This is a genomic window from Rugamonas rubra (genome assembly GCF_900114705.1).
Taxonomy (GTDB): domain Bacteria; phylum Pseudomonadota; class Gammaproteobacteria; order Burkholderiales; family Burkholderiaceae_D; genus Rugamonas; species Rugamonas rubra.
This window is the reverse complement of the sequence record NZ_FOTW01000004.1, coordinates 436,296-454,446: the sequence shown is the minus strand read 5'-3', so window position 1 is coordinate 454,446 and position 18,151 is coordinate 436,296. Positions and strand designations below refer to the sequence as shown.

At 64.3% G+C, this 18,151-nt stretch carries 17 protein-coding genes, 1 tRNA gene and 1 pseudogene; 9 read left to right on the top strand and 10 right to left on the bottom strand.

Features of this window, described 5'->3' with window-relative positions:
- Window position 1 precedes the first annotated feature (1 nt).
- From BM252_RS02095 to BM252_RS02085, 3 genes are read left to right on the top strand one after another with little or no spacing between them, the layout of a single operon-like run.
- Entirely contained in the window at window positions 2-1,945 is a 1,944-nt protein-coding gene (locus BM252_RS02095) for a PAS domain-containing protein (RefSeq protein WP_093382938.1), read from the top strand.
- Window positions 1,930-2,361, top strand: coding sequence for a response regulator (locus BM252_RS02090; RefSeq protein WP_093382935.1), 432 nt, complete (start codon window positions 1,930-1,932; stop codon window positions 2,359-2,361). Before BM252_RS02095 ends, BM252_RS02090 begins: the two co-directional genes overlap by 16 nt.
- Window positions 2,362-2,367: 6 nt before the next feature.
- The gene (locus BM252_RS02085; protein ID WP_245774038.1) at window positions 2,368-4,071 is read left to right on the top strand and encodes a hybrid sensor histidine kinase/response regulator; all 1,704 of its coding nucleotides are present in this window, start codon (window positions 2,368-2,370) and stop codon (window positions 4,069-4,071) included.
- 15 nt (window positions 4,072-4,086) lie between these two features.
- Here the strand turns inward: BM252_RS02085 and BM252_RS02080 are convergent, their stop codons facing one another.
- Both BM252_RS02080 and BM252_RS02075 read right to left on the bottom strand, forming a co-directional pair.
- Window positions 4,087-5,112, bottom strand: a complete 1,026-nt coding sequence (locus BM252_RS02080) for an aldo/keto reductase (protein ID WP_093382933.1) — start codon at window positions 5,110-5,112, stop codon at window positions 4,087-4,089.
- A 327-nt stretch (window positions 5,113-5,439) separates the two neighbouring features.
- The gene (locus BM252_RS02075; RefSeq protein WP_093382930.1) at window positions 5,440-6,342 is read right to left on the bottom strand and encodes a LysR substrate-binding domain-containing protein; all 903 of its coding nucleotides are present in this window, start codon (window positions 6,340-6,342) and stop codon (window positions 5,440-5,442) included.
- Between the two features lie 159 nt (window positions 6,343-6,501).
- Between BM252_RS02075 and BM252_RS02070 the strand changes: the two genes are divergently transcribed.
- Entirely contained in the window at window positions 6,502-7,113 is a 612-nt protein-coding gene (locus BM252_RS02070; RefSeq protein ID WP_093382927.1) for a glutathione S-transferase family protein, read from the top strand.
- 127 nt (window positions 7,114-7,240) lie between these two features.
- Window positions 7,241-7,969 carry a fumarate/nitrate reduction transcriptional regulator Fnr gene (gene fnr, locus BM252_RS02065; RefSeq protein ID WP_093382925.1) on the top strand — a complete coding sequence of 243 codons (729 nt, stop codon included), beginning with the start codon at window positions 7,241-7,243 and terminating at the stop codon, window positions 7,967-7,969.
- Window positions 7,970-8,015: 46 nt separating this feature from the next.
- Here the strand turns inward: fnr and BM252_RS02060 are convergent, their stop codons facing one another.
- The 6 genes and pseudogenes from BM252_RS02060 to BM252_RS02035 all read right to left on the bottom strand — a co-directional run bounded on the left by BM252_RS02060 (window position 8,016) and on the right by BM252_RS02035 (window position 13,927).
- Entirely contained in the window at window positions 8,016-9,791 is a 1,776-nt protein-coding gene (locus BM252_RS02060) for a zinc ribbon domain-containing protein (RefSeq protein ID WP_093382922.1), read from the bottom strand.
- An 87-nt stretch (window positions 9,792-9,878) separates the two neighbouring features.
- A complete protein-coding gene (locus BM252_RS02055) occupies window positions 9,879-11,078 on the bottom strand; it encodes a hypothetical protein (RefSeq protein ID WP_093382920.1) in 1,200 nt (399 codons plus the stop codon).
- Between the two features lie 32 nt (window positions 11,079-11,110).
- A complete protein-coding gene (locus BM252_RS02050) occupies window positions 11,111-11,791 on the bottom strand; it encodes an alpha-2-macroglobulin family protein (RefSeq protein WP_093382917.1) in 681 nt (226 codons plus the stop codon).
- Between the two features lie 15 nt (window positions 11,792-11,806).
- Window positions 11,807-12,430, bottom strand: coding sequence for a flagellar basal body-associated FliL family protein (locus BM252_RS31545; protein ID WP_245774037.1), 624 nt, complete (start codon window positions 12,428-12,430; stop codon window positions 11,807-11,809).
- Between the two features lie 456 nt (window positions 12,431-12,886).
- Window positions 12,887-13,036: pseudogene (locus BM252_RS32165) on the bottom strand (double zinc ribbon domain-containing protein); the annotation flags it as partial.
- 471 nt (window positions 13,037-13,507) lie between these two features.
- The gene (locus BM252_RS02035; protein WP_245774036.1) at window positions 13,508-13,927 is read right to left on the bottom strand and encodes a DUF5710 domain-containing protein; all 420 of its coding nucleotides are present in this window, start codon (window positions 13,925-13,927) and stop codon (window positions 13,508-13,510) included.
- A 187-nt stretch (window positions 13,928-14,114) separates the two neighbouring features.
- On the opposite strand from BM252_RS02035, the gene BM252_RS02030 reads away from it, so the two are divergent.
- The 4 genes from BM252_RS02030 to BM252_RS02015 all read left to right on the top strand — a co-directional run bounded on the left by BM252_RS02030 (window position 14,115) and on the right by BM252_RS02015 (window position 15,569).
- On the top strand, window positions 14,115-14,369 hold the full coding sequence (locus tag BM252_RS02030; RefSeq protein WP_093382910.1) for a type II toxin-antitoxin system Phd/YefM family antitoxin: 255 nt from the start codon (window positions 14,115-14,117) through the stop codon (window positions 14,367-14,369).
- Window positions 14,366-14,794, top strand: coding sequence for a type II toxin-antitoxin system VapC family toxin (locus BM252_RS02025; protein WP_217429857.1), 429 nt, complete (start codon window positions 14,366-14,368; stop codon window positions 14,792-14,794). The genes BM252_RS02030 and BM252_RS02025 overlap by 4 nt, the downstream gene beginning before the upstream one ends.
- A 170-nt stretch (window positions 14,795-14,964) precedes the next feature.
- Window positions 14,965-15,237: a type II toxin-antitoxin system Phd/YefM family antitoxin gene (locus BM252_RS02020; RefSeq protein WP_093382905.1), complete on the top strand. Its 273-nt coding sequence runs from the start codon at window positions 14,965-14,967 to the stop codon at window positions 15,235-15,237.
- An 8-nt stretch (window positions 15,238-15,245) separates the two neighbouring features.
- The gene (locus tag BM252_RS02015; RefSeq protein WP_093382902.1) at window positions 15,246-15,569 is read left to right on the top strand and encodes a type II toxin-antitoxin system RelE/ParE family toxin; all 324 of its coding nucleotides are present in this window, start codon (window positions 15,246-15,248) and stop codon (window positions 15,567-15,569) included.
- Window positions 15,570-15,708: 139 nt separating this feature from the next.
- Here BM252_RS02015 and BM252_RS02010 read toward each other — a convergent pair.
- Both BM252_RS02010 and rpoD read right to left on the bottom strand, forming a co-directional pair.
- Window positions 15,709-15,787, bottom strand: a tRNA-Ile gene (locus tag BM252_RS02010).
- Window positions 15,788-15,891: 104 nt separating this feature from the next.
- Window positions 15,892-18,141, bottom strand: a complete 2,250-nt coding sequence (gene rpoD, locus BM252_RS02005) for an RNA polymerase sigma factor RpoD (RefSeq protein ID WP_093382899.1) — start codon at window positions 18,139-18,141, stop codon at window positions 15,892-15,894.
- Between the last annotated feature and the right edge of the window lie 10 nt (window positions 18,142-18,151).

Sequence of the window (18,151 nt, the reverse complement as noted above, 5' to 3'; positions counted from 1 at the left end):
CATGGAGTCGCTCCGCACCTGGTTGCACAAGTCCGCCGGCAACAGCCTGGGGCGCCGCTTCGCCGTGCTGATCCTGGTGTTCAGCTCGGTGGTGACGCTGGTCTCGACGGTGTTCCAGCTGGCCATGGAGTACCGCCGCGACGTCGACGAGGTCGGCCTGCGCCTGCGCCAGATCGACAGCAGCTACGCCGACAGCCTGGCGTCTAGCCTGTGGATCACCAGCGGCCGCGACCTCGAGCTGCAGCTGCAGGGCATCCTGCGCCTGCCCGACCTGCAGTACGTCGAGGTGAGCAACGAGCACGGCCAGGTGGTGGCGCGCGCCGGCGCGCCGCGCGCCGACGGCGTGCTGGGCCGCGACTTCCCGCTCAGCTACGCCCACCGCGGCCGCCTGCTGCGCATCGGCACGGTGCGCGCCGTGGCCAGCCTGGACGGCGCCCGCCAGCGCCTGCGCGACAAGGTGGTGGCCATCCTGATCTGGCAGACCATCAAGACCTTCCTGGTCTCGCTGTTCATCCTGGTGCTGTTCCAGCTGCTGGTCGGACGCCACCTGAAGCGCATCGCCGCCTACTCCGACCTGCTCTCGGCCGGCCGCATGCAGCAGCCGCTGACGCTGGAGCGGCGCGGCAGCGGGCGCAACGCCCACGACGAGCTGAGCCAGATGGTGGCCGCCCTCAACGCCATGCGCGAGCGCCTGCACCAGGCCTTCCGCGACCTGCAGGACAGCGAGTACCGCTGGAAGCACGCGCTCGAGGGCGCCGGCCACGGCGTCTGGGACTTCCACATCGCCAGCGGCGTGGTGCTGTACTCGCACCGCTGGAAGGAGATGCTGGGCTACCGCGACGACGAACTGCCCGACCTGCTCGAAACCTACCAGCGGCTGGCCCACCCGGACGACCTGCGGCGCGCCCTCGTCCTGCTCGCCGGCAACTTCGACGGCAGCACCAAGACCTACGCCATCGAGCAGCGCATGCGCTGCAAGGACGGCAGCTGGAAATGGGTCGAGGCGCGCGGCATGGTGGTCGAGCAGGACGCCGCCGGCCGCGCCACCCGCATGATCGGCACCCACACCGACATCAGCGCCCACCGCGCCGCCGCCGAACAGATGGCCGCCCTGCTGGCGCAGGCCGAGCAGGCGCGCGCCGAGTTGCGCAGCGCCAACGAGGGGATGGAGGCCCAGGTGGCCGAGCGCACCGCCGAGCTCGAGCGCGCCAACCGCGAGCTGGAGGCCTTCTCCTACTCGGTCTCGCACGACCTGCGCAGCCCGCTGCGCGGCATCGACGGCTGGAGCCTGGCGCTGCAGGAGGACTACGCCGACCGGCTCGACGCCATCGGCCTGGCCTACCTGGCCCGGGTGCGCGGCGAAAGCCAGCGCATGGGCCAGTTGATCGACGGCATGCTGGAGTTCTCCCGTCTGGGCCGCGCCGCCCTGGCCTGCCAGCCGCTCGACCTGTCGGCGCTGGCGCGCACGGTGGCGGCGCGGGTGGCCGAGGCCAACCCGGCGCGCGCCCTCGAATTCGACATCCAGCCCGGCCTGCGCGCCTGGGGCGACGCCCGCCTGCTCGAGGCGGCCCTGCACAACCTGCTGGAGAACGCCTGCAAGTTCTCCGCCATGCGCGCGCCGGCGCGCATCGCCTTCGGCCGCGCCGACGTCGTCCCGCCCGGCCCCGCCGTGCCGGCCGTGCCGGCCGAGTCTGCCGTGTCTGCCGTGTCTGCCTATTTCGTGCGCGACAACGGCGCCGGCTTCGACATGGCCCACGCGCAACAGCTGTTCGGCGTCTTCCAGCGCCTGCACAAGGCCAGCGAGTTCGCCGGCACCGGCATCGGCCTGGCCACCGTCCAGCGCATCGTGCAACGCCACGGCGGCGCCATTTGGGCCGTCGCCGCGCCCGGCGCCGGCGCCACCTTCTACTTCACCCTCAAGGAACCGCCATGCACGGCAAAGTGATCCTGCTGATCGAAGACAACCCCAGCGACATCGCGCTGACCGAGCGCGCCCTGCAGCGCAACAACATCACCAACACCCTGGTGGTGGCGCAGGACGGCCAGGAGGCGCTCGACTACCTGTTCGGCGAGGGCGCCCACGCCGGCCGCGACCCGACCAGCCTGCCGGTGCTGGTGCTGCTCGACCTCAAGCTGCCCAAGATCGACGGCCTCGAGGTGTTGCGCCGCATCCGCGCCGACCCGCGCACCCACCGCGCCCCGGTGGTGATCCTGACCTCCTCGCGCGAGGAGCAGGACATCGCCGCCGGCTACGACCTGGGCGTCAACAGCTACATCCGCAAGCCGGTCGACTTCCTGCAATTCAATGAAACCATCCGCCAGCTCGGGCTATACTGGCTGGTAATCAACGAAGCGCCGTGAGCGACCATGATGACGCCCCTTTCCATCCTGCTGGTTGAGGACTCCGACAGCGACGCCGAGCTGCTGCTGCGCAGCCTGCGCCAGGCCGACTTCGACGTCGCCGCCACCCGCGTCGACGACGCGGCCGGCATGCGGCTGGCGCTGGCCGCGCCGCACTGGGACCTGGTCATCTCCGACTACAACCTGCCCGGCTTCAGCGCCAGCGCCGCGCTGGCCCTGCTCGGCGAGGCCGGCCTCGACCTGCCCTTCATCGTCGTCTCGAACAACATCGGCGAGGAGACGGCGGTGCTGCTGATGCGCGCCGGCGCCCACGACTACGTAATGAAAGGCAACCTGGCGCGGCTGGCGCCGGCCGTCAAGCGCGAGCTCAAGGAGGCCGAGCGGCGCCGCCAGCACCGCGCCGCCGCCCAGGCCCTGCGCGACAGCGAGGAGCGCTGGAAGTTCGCCCTCGAGGGCGCCGGCTACGGCGTGTGGGACTGGGACATTCCCAGCGGCAACGTCGTCTTCTCCGCCTGCTGCACCGCCATGCACGGCTACGCCGACGGCGAGATCGAGGCCAGCATCGGCGGCCGCGACGCCCTGCTCCACCCCGACGACCGCGAGCGGGTGCAACAGGCCATGCGCGACTACTTCGCCGGCGCCACGCCGCGCTACAAGCAGGAATACCGCGCCCGCTGCCGCGACGGCAGCTGGAAATGGGTGCTCGACAACGGCATGATCGTCGGCCGCGACGAGCACGGCGCGCCGCAGCGCATGATCTGCATCCGCATCGACCTGTCCGAGCGCAAGCGGGTCGAGCAATCCTTGCAGGAACTCAACGAGCAGCTGGAAAGCCGGGTCGAGGCGCGCACCAGCGAGTTGCGCCAGGCCATGGCGCAGATCATCGAATCGGAGAAACTGGCCTCGCTCGGCGTGCTGGTGGCCGGCGTCTCGCACGAGCTCAACACGCCGATCGGCAACATGGTGCTGGCCGCCACCGCCCTGCACGACAAGCTCAAGGAGCTGAGCGGCGCCATCGAGCGCAACCAGCTGACCCGCTCCGGCCTGCAGCACGGTCTGGCCGACTGTCTGGGCGCCAGCGAGATCATCGCCCGCAACGGCCACCGCTCCAACGACCTGATCGAAAGCTTCAAGCGCGTCTCGGTCGACCAGACCAGCCAGCGCCGGCGCACCTTCGACCTGCGCACCACCGTGCAGGACAGCCTGACGGCGCTGGGCGCCATCACCCGCCGCGCCAAGGCCACCGTCGAGCTGAACATTCCCGACGGCATCATGCTCGACAGCTACCCCGGCCACCTGGAACAGATCATCAACAACGTCATCATGAACTCGATCACCCACGGCTTCGACGGCATGCCGGACGGCCACATCGTCATCGAGGCGCGGCGCGACGGCGACATGGTCGAACTGGTCTACAGCGACAACGGCCACGGCATCGCCGCCGAGCTGCAGCACAAGGTGTTCGAACCGTTCTACACCACCAAGCTGGGCCAGGGCGGCTCCGGCCTCGGCCTGTCCATCGTGCACAACCTGGTGCAGGCCATCTTCAAGGGCCAGTTGCGCCTCGACAGCAGCCCCGGCCAGGGCGTGCGCCTGCAATTCACCTTCCCGGCGCAAACCCCGCTGCCCAACAACGCCGCCGGCGGCGCAGGCGATGGCGACCAGATCGACGACGATGGCTTCACGATCCCGCCGTTTGGCACCATGTAGCGGCCGCCGGCACGCCTATACCGGGCTGGGGTTCAGCTCGGCGAAGCCGCGCTGGTGCCAGTAGGGATAGGCAGGCGTGACGGCGCTGGCCGCGTCCAGCGCCGCCATCTGCGCCGCCGTCAACTGCCACCCCACCGCGCCCAGGTTCTGCCGCAACTGCGCCTCGTCGCGCGCGCCGACCACCACTGTCGCCACGCCGGGCCGCTGCAGCAACCAGTTCAGCGCGATCTGCGCCACCGTCTTGCCGGTCTCGGCCGCGACCAGGTCGAGCGCATCGACGACGCGGAACAACAACTCGTCGGCCACCGGCGGCCCCATCTCGGCCGTCTTGTGCAAGCGGCTCTGCTCGGGCAGCGGCTGGCCACGGCGGATCTTGCCCGTCAGGCGGCCCCAGCCGAGCGGACTCCACACCATCGCGCCGACGCCCTGGTCCAAGCCCAGCGGCATCAACTCCGACTCATAATCGCGGCCGATCAGCGAGTAATACGCCTGATGACAAATATAGCGCGGATAACCATAGCGCTCGGCCGTCGCCAGCGACTTCATCAAATGCCAGCCGGAGAAATTGGACACGCCGACATAGCGGATCTTACCGGCCCGCACCAAATCGTCCAGCGTCGACAATACCTCCTGCACCGGCGTATGGGCGTCGAAACCGTGCAACTGAAACAGGTCGATATAATCGGTGCCCAAGCGTTTCAATGCCGCGTCGCAAGCCTGGATCAAATGAAAGCGCGACGAACCGACGGCGTTGGGATCGTCGCCGCTGCGGAAAGTCGCCTTGGTCGAAATTAATACCTTGTCGCGCCGTCCCTTGATCGCCTCGCCCAATACGGATTCGGCCACACCACCGGAATAGACATCGGCGCTATCGAACATGGTTAATCCGGCATCCAGACAAATATCCACCAAACGCTTCGCCTCGGCCACATCGGTATGTCCCCACGCGCCGAAAAACTCCCCCTTGCCGCCGAACGTGCCCGTGCCGAAACTTAATACCGGCACCTTGAAACCGGACGCGCCCAAGTAACGATGTTCCATTATTCACCTCTTCGCTAAGAAATTGTTTCTGGATTGAATGGGCCAGACACGACAGAGCCCCCGACTGTGCAATATACCGGGGAATGGATTTGTTCGCCGCCGCCTTCCCAATTTGTCCAAAGGGCCGGGGTAGGCGTTCACGAAACACACCTTCCCACCTCGCACTTATGCCAAAACTTAGCACGAATAAACCAGAATTCGGCTTGACACCAATGCCCAGGCCGCACAGCGCCAGACCGTTGGGCAAGTGAGAAGTGTCTGCGGGATGGCCCAGGCGGTGCGCCGTGGTGATGAACTATTTCCCTGAACAGGAAAAGCTGAATTGTCTCAACTATTTTTCGATGCCGAATCTTGATAAAGCCGAACTTCCTCAACTACCCAGTCGATAAAATGCTGCTGCTTGAGTTTAGATATATCCTGCTGTTGCCACACCAACCAATATGGATAGGCGTAAGACACAGCAATAGCGCTTATTTTGATCAAATCACCTTTTTCCAGTGCTCTCGACACCAAACTCCTACGTTCCAGCGCAACGCCTTGCCCCAATAAAACGGCGCCCAAGACGATATTCGAATCATTGGCGAACAAACCATCGCGGCTATTCGGCTCGGCTACGCCGGCCGCCTGACACCACTCCGTCCATGGCGCGTCCGGTGTGCGAACCAACGGACACGCCATGATTTCCCCGGCCGACGTTGGAATATCACCATCGCGAAAACGCGGCGAACACACCACGATTAACTCGTCCTCGAACAAGGCCACCTTTTCCATATCCGGCCAATGCCCCTGCCCCATGCGGATACCAATATCGACCAAGCCGCTGCGCAAATCCTGCACCGCCAAACTGGTCTGCAAACGCAGCCGATAATACGGATGCAGTGCACGGAAATTATCCAGCCGGGGCAATAGCCAATGCAGGGCAAACGACGGCAGGGTCGCGATGACCAATTCGCTGTCCTGCGGCCGCCCCTGCGCCAATTGCGTCGCCTGGACAATGCCGCGCAGCGCGGCGCGGATGTCCAGCGAATACAAGCGGCCCTCGTCGGTCAGCCGCAGCCCCCGCCCCTCGCGCACGAACAGCGCCAGCCCCATCAACTCTTCCAGCAGCTTGATCTGCTGGCTCACCGCCGAATGCGTGACATGTAGCTCGCGCGCCGCCAGCGTCACGCCGCCCAGGCGCGCCACCGCCTCGAAGCAACGCAGGGCGGTCAGGGGAGGCAAATGCATCATGTAAGAATTCCTAACGTAATCCGTCGATTATTATCGCTATTCGGATCGGCAGGCGCGGCATACACTGTTTCCTCGCGCTTTTTACCGCCATTGACGAGATCGCCGCGCAGAATCGGCCCGATCCGCCATCAAACTGATAGTTATTCTAACGGGGAAACAATGAAACTGATCGGAATGCTGGACTCACCCTACGTCCGCCGCGTCGCCATCTGCCTCAAGCTGCTCAAGCTCGACTTCGAACACCAGTCGATCTCCGTCTTCAGCACCTACGAGCAATTCAAACAGATCAATCCCGTGGTCAAGGCGCCAACATTGGTGCTCGACAACGGCCAAATCCTGATGGACTCGACGCTGATCATCGACTACCTGGCCCACTTGACGCCGGCCGGCGCCAAGTTGCAGCCGGAGGGCGCCGAGGCGCGCCTGCGCGCCTGCCGGCTGACCGGCCTGGCGCTGGCCGCCGCCGAAAAAGCCGTGCAGATCGTCTACGAACACAAGCGTCCCGAGGACAAGCAGTACACGCCCTGGCTGGCGCGCGTCAGCGAGCAACTGCTGGCGGCCTGCGGCGCGCTCGAGGCCGACCTAACCACCGCGCCCCTGCCGACGCCGGGCCAGCCGTTCGGCAATACCGAAGTGACCATCGCCGTGGCATGGAACTTCATCCAGATGATGATGCCGACGCTGGTCGCAGCCGACCATTTCCCCCAGCTCAAGGCCTTCTCGGCCCTGGCCGAACAGCGCGACGAATTCATCGGCACGCCGGCGGAATAGGCCATCAGGCCATCGGCCCCGCAATTCCAGGGATAAATATTTTCCCACCCAGTATTGTGCTTGCCGCCGCGCCGCCCCATGTTAGTTAGGCAAGAACACCCGTTCTTGCCCAACCACCCGGGAAAACATGCCGCAAGAAGCAACACCAACGGCGTCCGCCATCCATTGCGCCGACTGCGCCGTGCGCCGACTCTGCCTGCCGATGGAACTCGGCACGGCCGACGTGGACAAGCTCGACCGCATCGTCGGCCGCCGTTTCCCGCTTGCCCAGGGCGAGCGGCTGTACCGCACCGGCACGCCGTTCGCCAGCCTGTACGCCGTGCGCGAGGGGCAATTCAAGGCCTACCGCATCAACCGCGACGGCAGCGAGCAGGTCACCGGCTTCCACTTCAGCGGACAACTGCTGGGGCTGGACGCCATCGCCAGCGGCGTGCACAGCTGCGAAGTGGTGGCGCTGGAGGATTGCGCGGTGTGCGAGCTGCCCTTCGCCGACCTGGAGGCGCTGCTGGCCAAGATGCCGGCGCTGCGCCAGCAATTCCACCGCATGGTCGGCGAGGAGATCGCCCGCATGCAGAGCGTCGTGCTGCTGCTGGGAAAAATGAAGGCGCGCCAGCGCCTGGCCACGCTGATCGTCCGCGCCGCCTCGGTCTACGAGGCGCGCGGCTATGCGATCGACAAGTTCCAGCTGCGCATGACGCACGAGGACCTCAGCAACTACCTCGGCGTCACGCGCGAATGCGTCAGCCGGCAGTTGACCAAGTTCAAGCGGGAGGGATTGGTGCGGGTGGCGCCGCGCGAGCTGGAGGTGCTCGACTTGCCGGCGATCAAGGCGATCGCGGCGGGCGGGGTCCGCTAGCCGGCGGAGCCGGGCGGCCCCGGCCGCGCCGGCCGCGCCGGCGCGCTCAGTTCGCCGTCGGTTTCCCGCATTCGCCGCAAAAACTCGCGTCGGGTTCCAGGCCGGTGCCGCAGCCGGTGCAAAACTGCCGCGCCCCGAGCGCCGACGCCAGCGCGGCGGCCGCCACCGGCGCCGCCGGCAACAGCCCCGCCGCGCTGGCGCCACCGACCAGTTGCGCCATCACGCCGATCTGTTGCGCACGTTCGAAGTCCTGCGCCGAGCTCGGCGCAACCACCATCGAGCGCGCTTCGCCGAACTGTTTCAACGACGCGGCGAGCTCATCGGCCACGCCGGGCAGGCCGCGCATGCCGATCAACTGACGCTGGGCGTCCTTGCCGAAGATCACGGTGTCGATTTCGGACACCCAGACACGCATCGTCATCGACTCGACATTGATGACACTCTTGCTGGTCTGCACGTTGCCGGACAGCTGGTTGCCGACGCGCACGTCGGCGGACTCGAAACTGCCGCCGATGTCGACCCAGATCAACTCCGAGACGAAGTCGAAGCGGCCCCACAGCACGTGCGCGGCGCGGTAGCAGAACACGCCGATGATGAACTGGCTGAGCGAAAACGCCAGCGTCGTCGAGGCCGGCGCGGCGGCCACGATGTCGCGCGCGGCGACGAAGGCGCCGGCGGTGCCGGCGACCAGATACACCAGCGCCAGCCCGGTCAGGCAGGTCAGCCAAAAGAACTGCGGCTGCGACAAGGCGTGGCCGACGCCGGTGGCGATGCGGTTGGGTAGCGGACGCGGCTGGCTCTCCTCCAGCAACTCGGCCGTGAACTGGCCCTGCCGCCCTTGGATCTGCGGCGAGCGGCGCGTGTAGCGCCGGTTCGGAATATTGCTGTACCAACGGCCCATCAGCATGCGGTCGAGCTCCTCGACCAGCTTGTTCGGATGGGCGTTCATGGTCACCGTCTCGGTGACGCGCGCGGCGCCGACGGCCTGCGGCGGCGGCTGCAACTGCCTCCTCAGCGCCAGGCCGAAAACGGCGCATCCCAGCAGCGTGCACAGCAGCGCGCCGCAGACCACCCCGTTGATCGAAATACCGTCCAGCGCCGGCAGATGCGGCGACAGCAGGCCCAGCAACACAGGCCCCAGCACCGCCAGCACGATCAGGCTGACCAGCCCGCCCATGCCGACGTTGGCGGCCTCGGTGACGCCGCCGCCGTTGCCCCGCTGCACCATCGGCCGCATGATCTGGACGAACGCGAAGGCGCCGTAGGCCAGGCCGATCCAGCCGTTCAAGGGACCGGCTCCGAACATCAACCAGCACAGCAGGAAGCTGAGAAAGGTCGCGCTCAAGGCGAGGAAATTGTTGAACTGGGTTTGCGCCGACGCCTGGATCACCCTGGGCGCGAAGATCAAATGCGGCAACCAGGCGTACAGCAGGCCGTTGAGCGGCCCGGACGGCTCGTTGAAGGTCAGCGCGTTCTGCCGCAGCGTTTCCTTGTAGTAGGCCGCCCGCTGGCTGTCGCCGTCCTGCTCCGGCGCCACCGTGGCGGCCAGGCTGTCGGGCCGGTTGCGGCCGAAGAAATAGCGCAACTGGGTGAACGCGCGCGCCAACAGCGCGATGCCGAAAAACAGCAGGCTGGCGGCGATGCCCACCACGGCCAAGGCCCGCCCGTCGAGGCCGCGCGCGATGTTGTCGCGGATACCGAGCATGATGACGATGCCCACCAGGATCATCAAGCCGCCGGACAACAGCAGGGCCAGATTCTCCACCTTGTACGGATTGGGAAATTCGAAGACCTGGTTGTCCGGGTTGAATTCGTAACTCATAGACACTCGTGTGAAATGAAGGTGGTTAACGGAGCGCCGGCGCCGCCCATCAAGGGCGCGCCGGCGCGCACTGCCAAGGCCGGGCGACTACAGCGGGTTCTTGGCCCCGCATTCGCCGCAGAAAACATCGTCCGCCGCCAACGGCGCGTGGCAACTGGCGCAGGCGCGCGCGGTGGCGGCCGGCGTAGCCGCTGCGGCTGGTGCGACCGACGCGGCCGGCGCGGTCGGCGCGGCCTCCTGCGGCGCACGCTGCGCCGCCTTGACCTCCTGCAACTTGGCACTGGCGCGCTCGCGCGCCTCCTGCGCGCGTCGTTTGGCCTCGTCCACATGGCCGCGCAACTGCTCCTCGGCAGCATCGAAGTGCAGGCCTTCAATGGTTTGCAAATAGATCAGGCAAGTGCCGTTGATGAAGGTCAGGAAAGGAATGATCATGCCCACGGTGAACAGCAGCCCGGTGGCAAAAGCGAAGGCGCCGAAATAAGAGGTCGCGCCGTCCATGCCGTAGCCGCCCAAGCCGCCCAAGCCACCCATACCGCCCATACCGCCCATACCGCCCAGCATCATGCTTTGGACCATGCCCATCGCGTTACCGGAGGCGTTGATGCCGACCGCCGAGGACAAGCCCAGCGTCGTCATATAGCCGGTCATCAGCACAAAAGTCACCACGCCGGACAGGAACAGCACCAGCAGCGAGAGGATGACCAGTTGGGTAATCACCGGCAGCAAACGCTGGCGCACGATCACCAGCATGCGCGCCGCAGTTTCCCAGATCGTGTTGCCGGACCAAATGGCCGGCGCCGCCAGCGGCATCACCACGTAGAACATGCCGGCCGTGGTCAGCCCCAGGATCACCGTCAAGATAGGAAAGGCGACGCTGTAGACCAAGGGTCCGAGGCCGGGAATTTTACACACGGCCAACACCAGCAAGGTCGCCAGGGCCAAGCCGACAAAGGCCAGGAACAACAGTACGGCCAGCCCCAACAAGCGGTGAACGGTGAACAGCGCCTGCAGGAAGGCGTCGACCAGGCCGATGTCCTGGCCCTGGGAACGACGCATCAGGACGATGCCAACGGACGAGTAGCCGACCAGACCGAGCACCAGCGAGAGCAGGAAAAACAGGCCGCCCAACAACACGCTGCTCTTGGCCAGCCAGCCGCTCAGGGCCAGGAACAGGAAAAAGGCGAGACCGGCCAGGGCGCTCATCGCCAGTGCGCGCCAATTGGTGACGGCTTCGGCGGCGCGAAGTAGAGCGTAGGAGTTCGATCCGGATGGAGCGGCTGTGGTCATAATGGTTCCTGTAAGAGGTCGAATGGAGTGGCTCAGCGGTCAAGCGAGGCCAGAGTGCGCGCGCCGGACAACTCGGCCACCTGCATATTGGTTTCCTTGGCGATCATCGGACGGCCGTTGAGGAACACCTGGGTCTTCAAGCGGTAGATGCCCTGCGGCGCGCCCTGCGGCAAACGCAGCGTGAAACTGTTGTCGTACTCGCCGCTGCCGGCGCTGTCGTTGACTTTTTTCTCGCCGCGCTTGAACTCCTCGCCCGTCGGCGCGTAGGCGATCAGCACTTCGCGGATTTCCTGCACCGGCTCGTTCGCACCGGACACGGCGCGGATGGTCGACTGGATCTTGATCGCGTCGCCCGCCTTGACGATGCCGTTGGGGGTCACCAGGGTGGAGTAGGAATCGATTTTGGCGTTGGGCGGCAACTGGTTGCGGTTGCTCACCCGGTATTGGCGGTCCACCTCGGCGGAGGACTTGGTCTGGCGCGAGGCGATCTCGACGACGGCGCAGGCGGCCAGGCCGGCCACGGCGCCCTTCACGGCGCCGCTCTTGCCGCCAAGGAAGGCGCCCAGCAGCGCGCCGCCAGCGCCGAAGGCGGCGCAACGCATGGCGGTGTCGCTATTGCTCGACCCGCCGGCCGATTCGCCGCCGGTGGTGGCGCAACCGCTGAGCAACAAGCTGCCGGCGCAGACGGCAAGGATGGTTTTCTGGATGTTCATAATGTGTCCTGTGGGTTAGTCGATCGAACTGCCGGATTTCAATGCTTCCATTTGCCGAGTCTTGGCCCGCTCGATGAGCGCCGTGGCGGCGCCGTTGCGCGGCTCCAGCAGCAAAACGGTCTCCGCCGTGGCGATCGCCTTGTCGTACTGGCGGGCGGAGATGTAACCGTCGGCCCGGCTCAGCAAGGCGCCAACCTTGCGCGCCAAACCGTCGGCGGCGGCACCGTCGGCCAGACTCGGCACGACGCGCGCCGGCGCCGCAGGCGGCAAGGGCTTGGCCAAGGCCAGCGGTTTGGGTGCGACGGTCGGTGCCGGCTTGACGACGGGCGCCGGGATGGGAGCCGGGGCCGGCGCAGGGGCCGGGATTTCCTCTTGCACGGCGACAGGTGCTGGGCTGGCGGGTGCTGCCGGAACAGCCGGTGCCGAGCTTTCCGCCGCAGCCGCGCCAGTATCGGCCGGGACGGATGCGGCGGCATCGGTCGGCGCATCCGGCACGGCCACCGTGCCGGGTGCCTTCTGGCCGCTCCACCACAGATAGCCCCCACCTGCGCCGGCCACCGTCACCAGCGCCGCGAGCACGATTGCAGTGACCTTCAGCCTGTTGTCCGCTGGGGCACCGGACGATACCGTCTTCGCCACGTGTTCTGGTGCGATTTCAGGCTTAGGGGCGGGAGCGGGTGCGGGTGCGGGTGCGGGTGCGGGTGCGGGTGCGGGTGCGGGTGCGGGTGCGGGTGCGGGTGCGGGTGCGGGTGCGGACTGCAAATAGTGCGACTCGGCGGTGGCGGCAACATCGGAGGCGGTCGCAGCGAAGGCAACTGCCGCTGGTGGCAAACTCGGCTTGCCTAGTTCTACCGGCTTCGTCGCTGCGTCCACACTCACAGTGGTTCCACACTTCTTGCAAAATTTCGCACCGACGACTAGTGGATGGCCACAACTACGGCAATTCGCCGCGCCCGTGTCAACCGGAGATGCTGCGACGACACTATTCTGATCTGGACCCAGCGGCGCCGGCCAGACCGGAGGGAGGCTGGCCGGAAGAACCTCCTGTGACACCGTCGAGAGCGGCGCCGACGGCGCGGCACAACCGCATTTCTTACAGAATTTCGCGCCGGATGGCAAGCTGCCGGCGCAGTCGGGGCAATTCGCCACCGAGAGGGCATCTTGCGCGGCAAGCACACTGCCGCAGGCCTTGCAGAACTTCGTGCCGTCCTTGTTCGCGGTGCCGCATTTTCCGCAATTCGCCATCAATCACCCCTCTTGTCTAGATTTTATTAAAATTTCCATAAATCAATATTTCCGGAGGATAATAGCACTTATGGCAACGTGTGTCTAACGGGCAATACTAGAAACAAGACGGATGAGCATGTTTCCCATGTATTTCGTTAGAAAAGCGTGGAGTTGGCGCCAAACGCAAGCGAACGCCGCACTCCGCACAGTCGGAAGGCTGTTGCTTATTTGAAAAAGAGAGTGAGAAATTAGGCAAAACAATTTGCAGTGTGCCTGTGAGCGCGGTCGACGGCAATGCGGTGCGAGAGGTGTCGGAGCTGCGTTTGTGATGAATCAAGCAGATGTCCAAAGCGGCGGGAGGCGCCGGCCCAAAACGACAAGAGGGAGATGCGTTCGCCTCACGCATCCCCCTCTTGTCTTGTCGCCGCGCAAACCAACGTTGCGTGGTCTTCTCAGCTGGGCCACTACAGCATGGTGGCCGCTATCTCGCTATCGCAGATGATTGATTGCTTCCAACGTTTTCCCAACCGCATTGTGCGCGGCGATCCACCCCGAAGCCAGCAGCACGGACTGACATTCGGCACACTCGCTGAATGGAGCGCAATCGTGTTTCAACTCAACATAGTGGGCGCCGACGATCTGCTTTCCGGTATAGCTATCCACCTTGGCCGGCTTGGCCGACTTGGCCGACTTGGCGTTCAAGGAACCGATCGCCTTGCCCAGCGTGCCGACCTCCTGCGAAGGGTCCAGCCAACGCTCGAAGGCGCTGGCGTTTTGCCCGTCGGGCACGTACCAAGCCTTGCGGTCGGCGTTCCAGCGTGCGCCGAGCGCCTTTGCCTGGTCTTTTTCCGAGAACGGAACTTTTAGAAGAATCATTTTTTCAAGGCCACAAAAGACGGGGTCAACCACGGAACGAACAACGTTCCGCTTCAGTTGGCGTATTTTACGCTGGGAAGCCAAGGAGGATCGCATTCGCCACGCGAATGCAAGAAATACCGGCCGTACATGCTCTGCGGCGGTCAGCGCCCAAACGCTTGCACCCGCCCGACCGGAGTAGTAACATCACTACATTATCTAGGCATGCAAGGGTGTCGCCATGACCATTACCACCATATCAAGCCGCGAGTTCAACCAAGGGGCGAGCGAGGCAAAACGTGCCGCAAACAACGGGCCGGTGTTCATCACCGATCGCGGCCGACCGGCCCATGTGCTGATGAGCTTTGAGCACTATCAGCGGCTCACCAAGCAGCGGCGCAACATTGCCGATGCGCTGGCCATGCCGGGTACTGCCGACATCGAGTTTGAAGCGCCGCGTGTGCTCGTCGACACTCGGCCGGCTGACTTCTCGTGATGTTTGTTCTCGACACCAACGTGGTGTCCGAACTGCGTAAGGTGCGGCTTGGTACGGCCGATACGAACGTGACGGCATGGGCGGAAAGTGTCGATGCCGCCGACCTCTTTGTGTCGGCCATCACCATCATGGAACTGGAGCTTGGCGTGCTGTCGATTGAGCGAAAGGACGCCGCTCAGGGGGCCATGTTGCGCTCGTGGCTAGAGCAGCACGTATTGCCCGAGTTCTCCGGACGCACCCTGCCTATCGATACCGCCGTGGCACAACGCTGCGCCCGGCTGCATATACCCGACAAACGCGGCGAACGCGATGCACTCATCGCGGCAACCGCCCTTGTGCACGGCATGACGGTGGTCACGCGCAACGTCGCTGATTTTAGACCCACGGGAGTGGCCCTTTTCAATCCATGGGAAATATCGCAGTGACGGCAGGCAGATGTTTGCCGTTAGCGGCAGGATGAAGCACAAAACGTGACCGGAACCCAGCAGCCAAAGTCTTCCGTCGGAAACTAGGCGAGGACGGCGTCGTACCAAATTAAGCACTTAATTTAGTCGCGCCGTGCTATCATCTCTTACCAACTTTGACGGAGGGCGGTATGAATTTTTCAAACATTCAACCCATTAGCTACTTGAAGACGAACACTAGCGATGTGGTCAAGCAAGTGCTGGAGACCCATGACCCGGTGGCGATTACCGTCAATGGCAGAGTTCAGGCCGTTGTTCAAGACCCCGTTAGCTATCAAAAGACTCAAGACCAACTTGCTATGCTTCGGATTTTGGCTCTCGGCAGAAAGCAGATTGAAGAAGGCAAAGTAATTGATCATGATGATGTTGTCGCTCTTCTGGAAGCGGAAGACAACGAAAGCTGATTACACAAATGAAAATCATTTGGACTCAATACGCCCTGAACGACCTACAAGACATTCGTGAACACCTCAAAGTGAACCAATCCGCTACCTTCGTTAAGAAGGTGACTCAAGAGATTTTGGCCGAGGTCAATTCTATCCAAGAGTGGAAAACCAAAGGCACCTTTGTGCCAGAGCTGGAAGACCTTCATTTGACGACTCACCGTCAACTCTTGGCCGGTCAGAATCGTATCATCATCGAGCGCGGACACGACGATACTGTCTATGTTCATATGATTGCTCATACGCGCCGCGACTTGGAAGCTTTGATTCGTCGTCGCTTGCTCAACTCTTAGTTGCAGAAAGGATGCTCTTCGGAGCTTCCTTTTTTGATTGGCTGAACATGAACCGTGACTGTCAAGACCCGCTTGCTTGCACTCGCGCTGGCGTAGGCTTGCACATAGGTTAGCGAATACGCTAACCCCTTGATTTTATTGGTGGGCCTCCCGTGAGTCGAACACGGCACCAACGGATTATGAGTCCGCTGCTCTAACCAAGCATGAGCTAGAGGCCCAGTTTTGTACTGCTGCGCTGGGACCGTACCAACCTATCCTCCGACGCGCTCGTTACTGAAACGAACTCGCGAGGATATAGGCTGGCACGGGCTCTAGTCAAGTCTTAGTTACCTTCCAAGAAGCTTTTCAGCTTGTCGGAGCGCGACGGGTGGCGCAGCTTGCGCAGCGCCTTCGCCTCGATCTGGCGGATCCGCTCGCGCGTCACGTCGAACTGCTTGCCGACCTCTTCCAAGGTGTGGTCGGTCGACATCTCGATGCCGAAGCGCATGCGCAGCACCTTGGCCTCGCGCGGCGTCAGCGAGTCCAGCACATCCTTGACCACGCCGCGCATCGAGGCGTGCAGCGCCGCGTCGGACGGCGCCAGGGTGTTGTTGTCCTCGATGAAGTCGCCCAGGTGCGAATCGTCGTCGTCGCCGATCGGCGTCTCCATCGAAATCGGTTCCTTGGCGATCTTCATGATCTTGCGGATCTTGTCCTCCGGCATTTCCATCTTGATCGCCAGCGTCGCCGGATCGGGCTCGGCGCCCGTCTCCTGCAGGATCTGGCGCGAGATCCGGTTCATCTTGTTGATCGTCTCGATCATGTGCACCGGAATGCGGATGGTGCGCGCCTGGTCGGCGATCGAGCGGGTGATGGCCTGGCGGATCCACCAGGTGGCGTAGGTCGAGAACTTGTAGCCACGGCGGTACTCGAACTTGTCGACCGCCTTCATCAGGCCGATGTTGCCCTCCTGGATCAGGTCGAGGAACTGCAAGCCGCGGTTGGTGTATTTTTTCGCGATCGAGATCACCAGGCGCAGGTTGGCCTCGGTCATCTCGCGCTTGGCCTTGCGCGCCTTCATTTCGCCGGCCGCCATCTGGCGGTTGATGTTGCGCAGGTCCGGCAGCGGCAGCACGACGCGCGCCTGCAGGTCGATCAGGCGCTGTTGCAACTCCTTGACGGTCGGAATGTTGCGGCCCAGGATGGCGCTGTAGGCGTGGCCGGCGTCGACTTCGCCGTCGACCCAGTCCAGATTGGTTTCATTGCCAGGGAACACCTTGATGAAGTGGGCGCGCGGCATGCCGCACTTGTTCACGGCCACGTCGAGGATCTGCTTCTCGATGTGGCGCACCTCGTCGACCTGGCCGCGCAGGGTGTCGCACAGCTTCTCGACCACCTTGGCGGTGAAGCGGATGCCCAGCAGCTCGTGCGAGATCGCCTCCTGCGCCTTGACGTAGGCCTTGGAGTTGTAGCCGTCCTTTTCGAAGGCCTTGCGCATCTTGTCGAACTGCAGAGAGATGACGTCGAACTTCTCCAGCGCGGTGGTGCGCAGCGCCTCCAGTTGTTCGGCCGAGAAACCGGCGGCGCCCGAGGCGCTGGCCGCTTCTTCCTCTTCCTCTTCCTCGGCTTCCTCTTCCTCGGCCTCCTCCTCGTCGTCCTCGCTGGCCGCCGGGGCGGCCACCGGGGCGGCCGGCTCGCCTTCGCTCTCGTCGACCAATCCGTCGACAATCTCGTCGATCTTGATCTCTTCGGCGCGGATGCGCTCGGAAGCGGCGATGATCTCGGCGATCGTCACCGGGCAGGCGGAGATCGCCTGGATCATGTCCTTCAGGCCGTCCTCGATGCGCTTGGCGATCTCGATCTCGCCCTCGCGGGTCAGCAGCTCGACCGAACCCATCTCGCGCATATACATGCGCACCGGGTCGGTGGTGCGGCCGAAGTCGGAGTCGACCGTCGACAGCGCCGCCTCGGCGGCGGCCTCGGCCTCGTCGTCGCTGGTGACGGTGGCCACGTTGTCCGACAGCAGCAGCGTCTCGGCGTCGGGCGCGTGTTCGTAGACGGCGATGCCCATGTCGTTGAAGGTGCCGATGATGCCCTCGATCGCTTCAGGATCGACGATGTTCTCGGGTAGATGGTCGTTGATCTCGGCGTAGGTGAGGAAGCCGCGCTCCTTGCCGAACTTGATCAGGGTCTTGAGTTTCTGCCGGCGCCGCTCGAGCTCCTCCTCGGAGGCCTCGGTGTCGGACGAGAAGGCGTCCTTCAGCAGGGCCTTTTCCTTGGCTTTGCGGTCCTTGGCCTTGGCCTTGTCGACCGCCTTCAGCTCGGCGCGCTCGACCGCGTTGAGCGCGGCCACTTCGTCGTTTTCCGGCTGGAATTCCTTCGGCTTGCGCCCGCGCCGGCCCGGCACTTTCACCGACGGCAATACGTATCCCGACGTGTCGATCGCAGCCAAGGTGGCCGCGTCGGTGGTCTGGCTGACCGACGGCGGGTTGCTGGCGACACGCGTTTCCGCCTTGTCCGCGGTTTTCGCGGCTTGGCTGGTCACTTTGTTGGGCTTGGCAGCCACATTGGATTCAGGTTTCTTGATTGGCACAGGCGCTTTC

Coding starts and splice junctions, on each gene's coding strand:
- BM252_RS02055 (WP_093382920.1), bottom strand. CDS start 11,078: ATGACCACAGCCGCTCCATCCGGATCGAACTCCTACGCTCTACTTCGC.
- BM252_RS02015 (WP_093382902.1), top strand. CDS start 15,246: ATGAAAATCATTTGGACTCAATACGCCCTGAACGACCTACAAGACATT.
- BM252_RS02090 (WP_093382935.1), top strand. CDS start 1,930: ATGCACGGCAAAGTGATCCTGCTGATCGAAGACAACCCCAGCGACATC.
- BM252_RS02030 (WP_093382910.1), top strand. CDS start 14,115: ATGACCATTACCACCATATCAAGCCGCGAGTTCAACCAAGGGGCGAGC.
- BM252_RS02080 (WP_093382933.1), bottom strand. CDS start 5,112: ATGGAACATCGTTACTTGGGCGCGTCCGGTTTCAAGGTGCCGGTATTA.
- BM252_RS02075 (WP_093382930.1), bottom strand. CDS start 6,342: ATGATGCATTTGCCTCCCCTGACCGCCCTGCGTTGCTTCGAGGCGGTG.
- fnr (WP_093382925.1), top strand. CDS start 7,241: ATGCCGCAAGAAGCAACACCAACGGCGTCCGCCATCCATTGCGCCGAC.
- BM252_RS02095 (WP_093382938.1), top strand. CDS start 2: ATGGAGTCGCTCCGCACCTGGTTGCACAAGTCCGCCGGCAACAGCCTG.
- BM252_RS02085 (WP_245774038.1), top strand. CDS start 2,368: ATGATGACGCCCCTTTCCATCCTGCTGGTTGAGGACTCCGACAGCGAC.
- BM252_RS02020 (WP_093382905.1), top strand. CDS start 14,965: ATGAATTTTTCAAACATTCAACCCATTAGCTACTTGAAGACGAACACT.
- BM252_RS02050 (WP_093382917.1), bottom strand. CDS start 11,791: ATGAACATCCAGAAAACCATCCTTGCCGTCTGCGCCGGCAGCTTGTTG.
- BM252_RS02070 (WP_093382927.1), top strand. CDS start 6,502: ATGAAACTGATCGGAATGCTGGACTCACCCTACGTCCGCCGCGTCGCC.
- BM252_RS02060 (WP_093382922.1), bottom strand. CDS start 9,791: ATGAGTTACGAATTCAACCCGGACAACCAGGTCTTCGAATTTCCCAAT.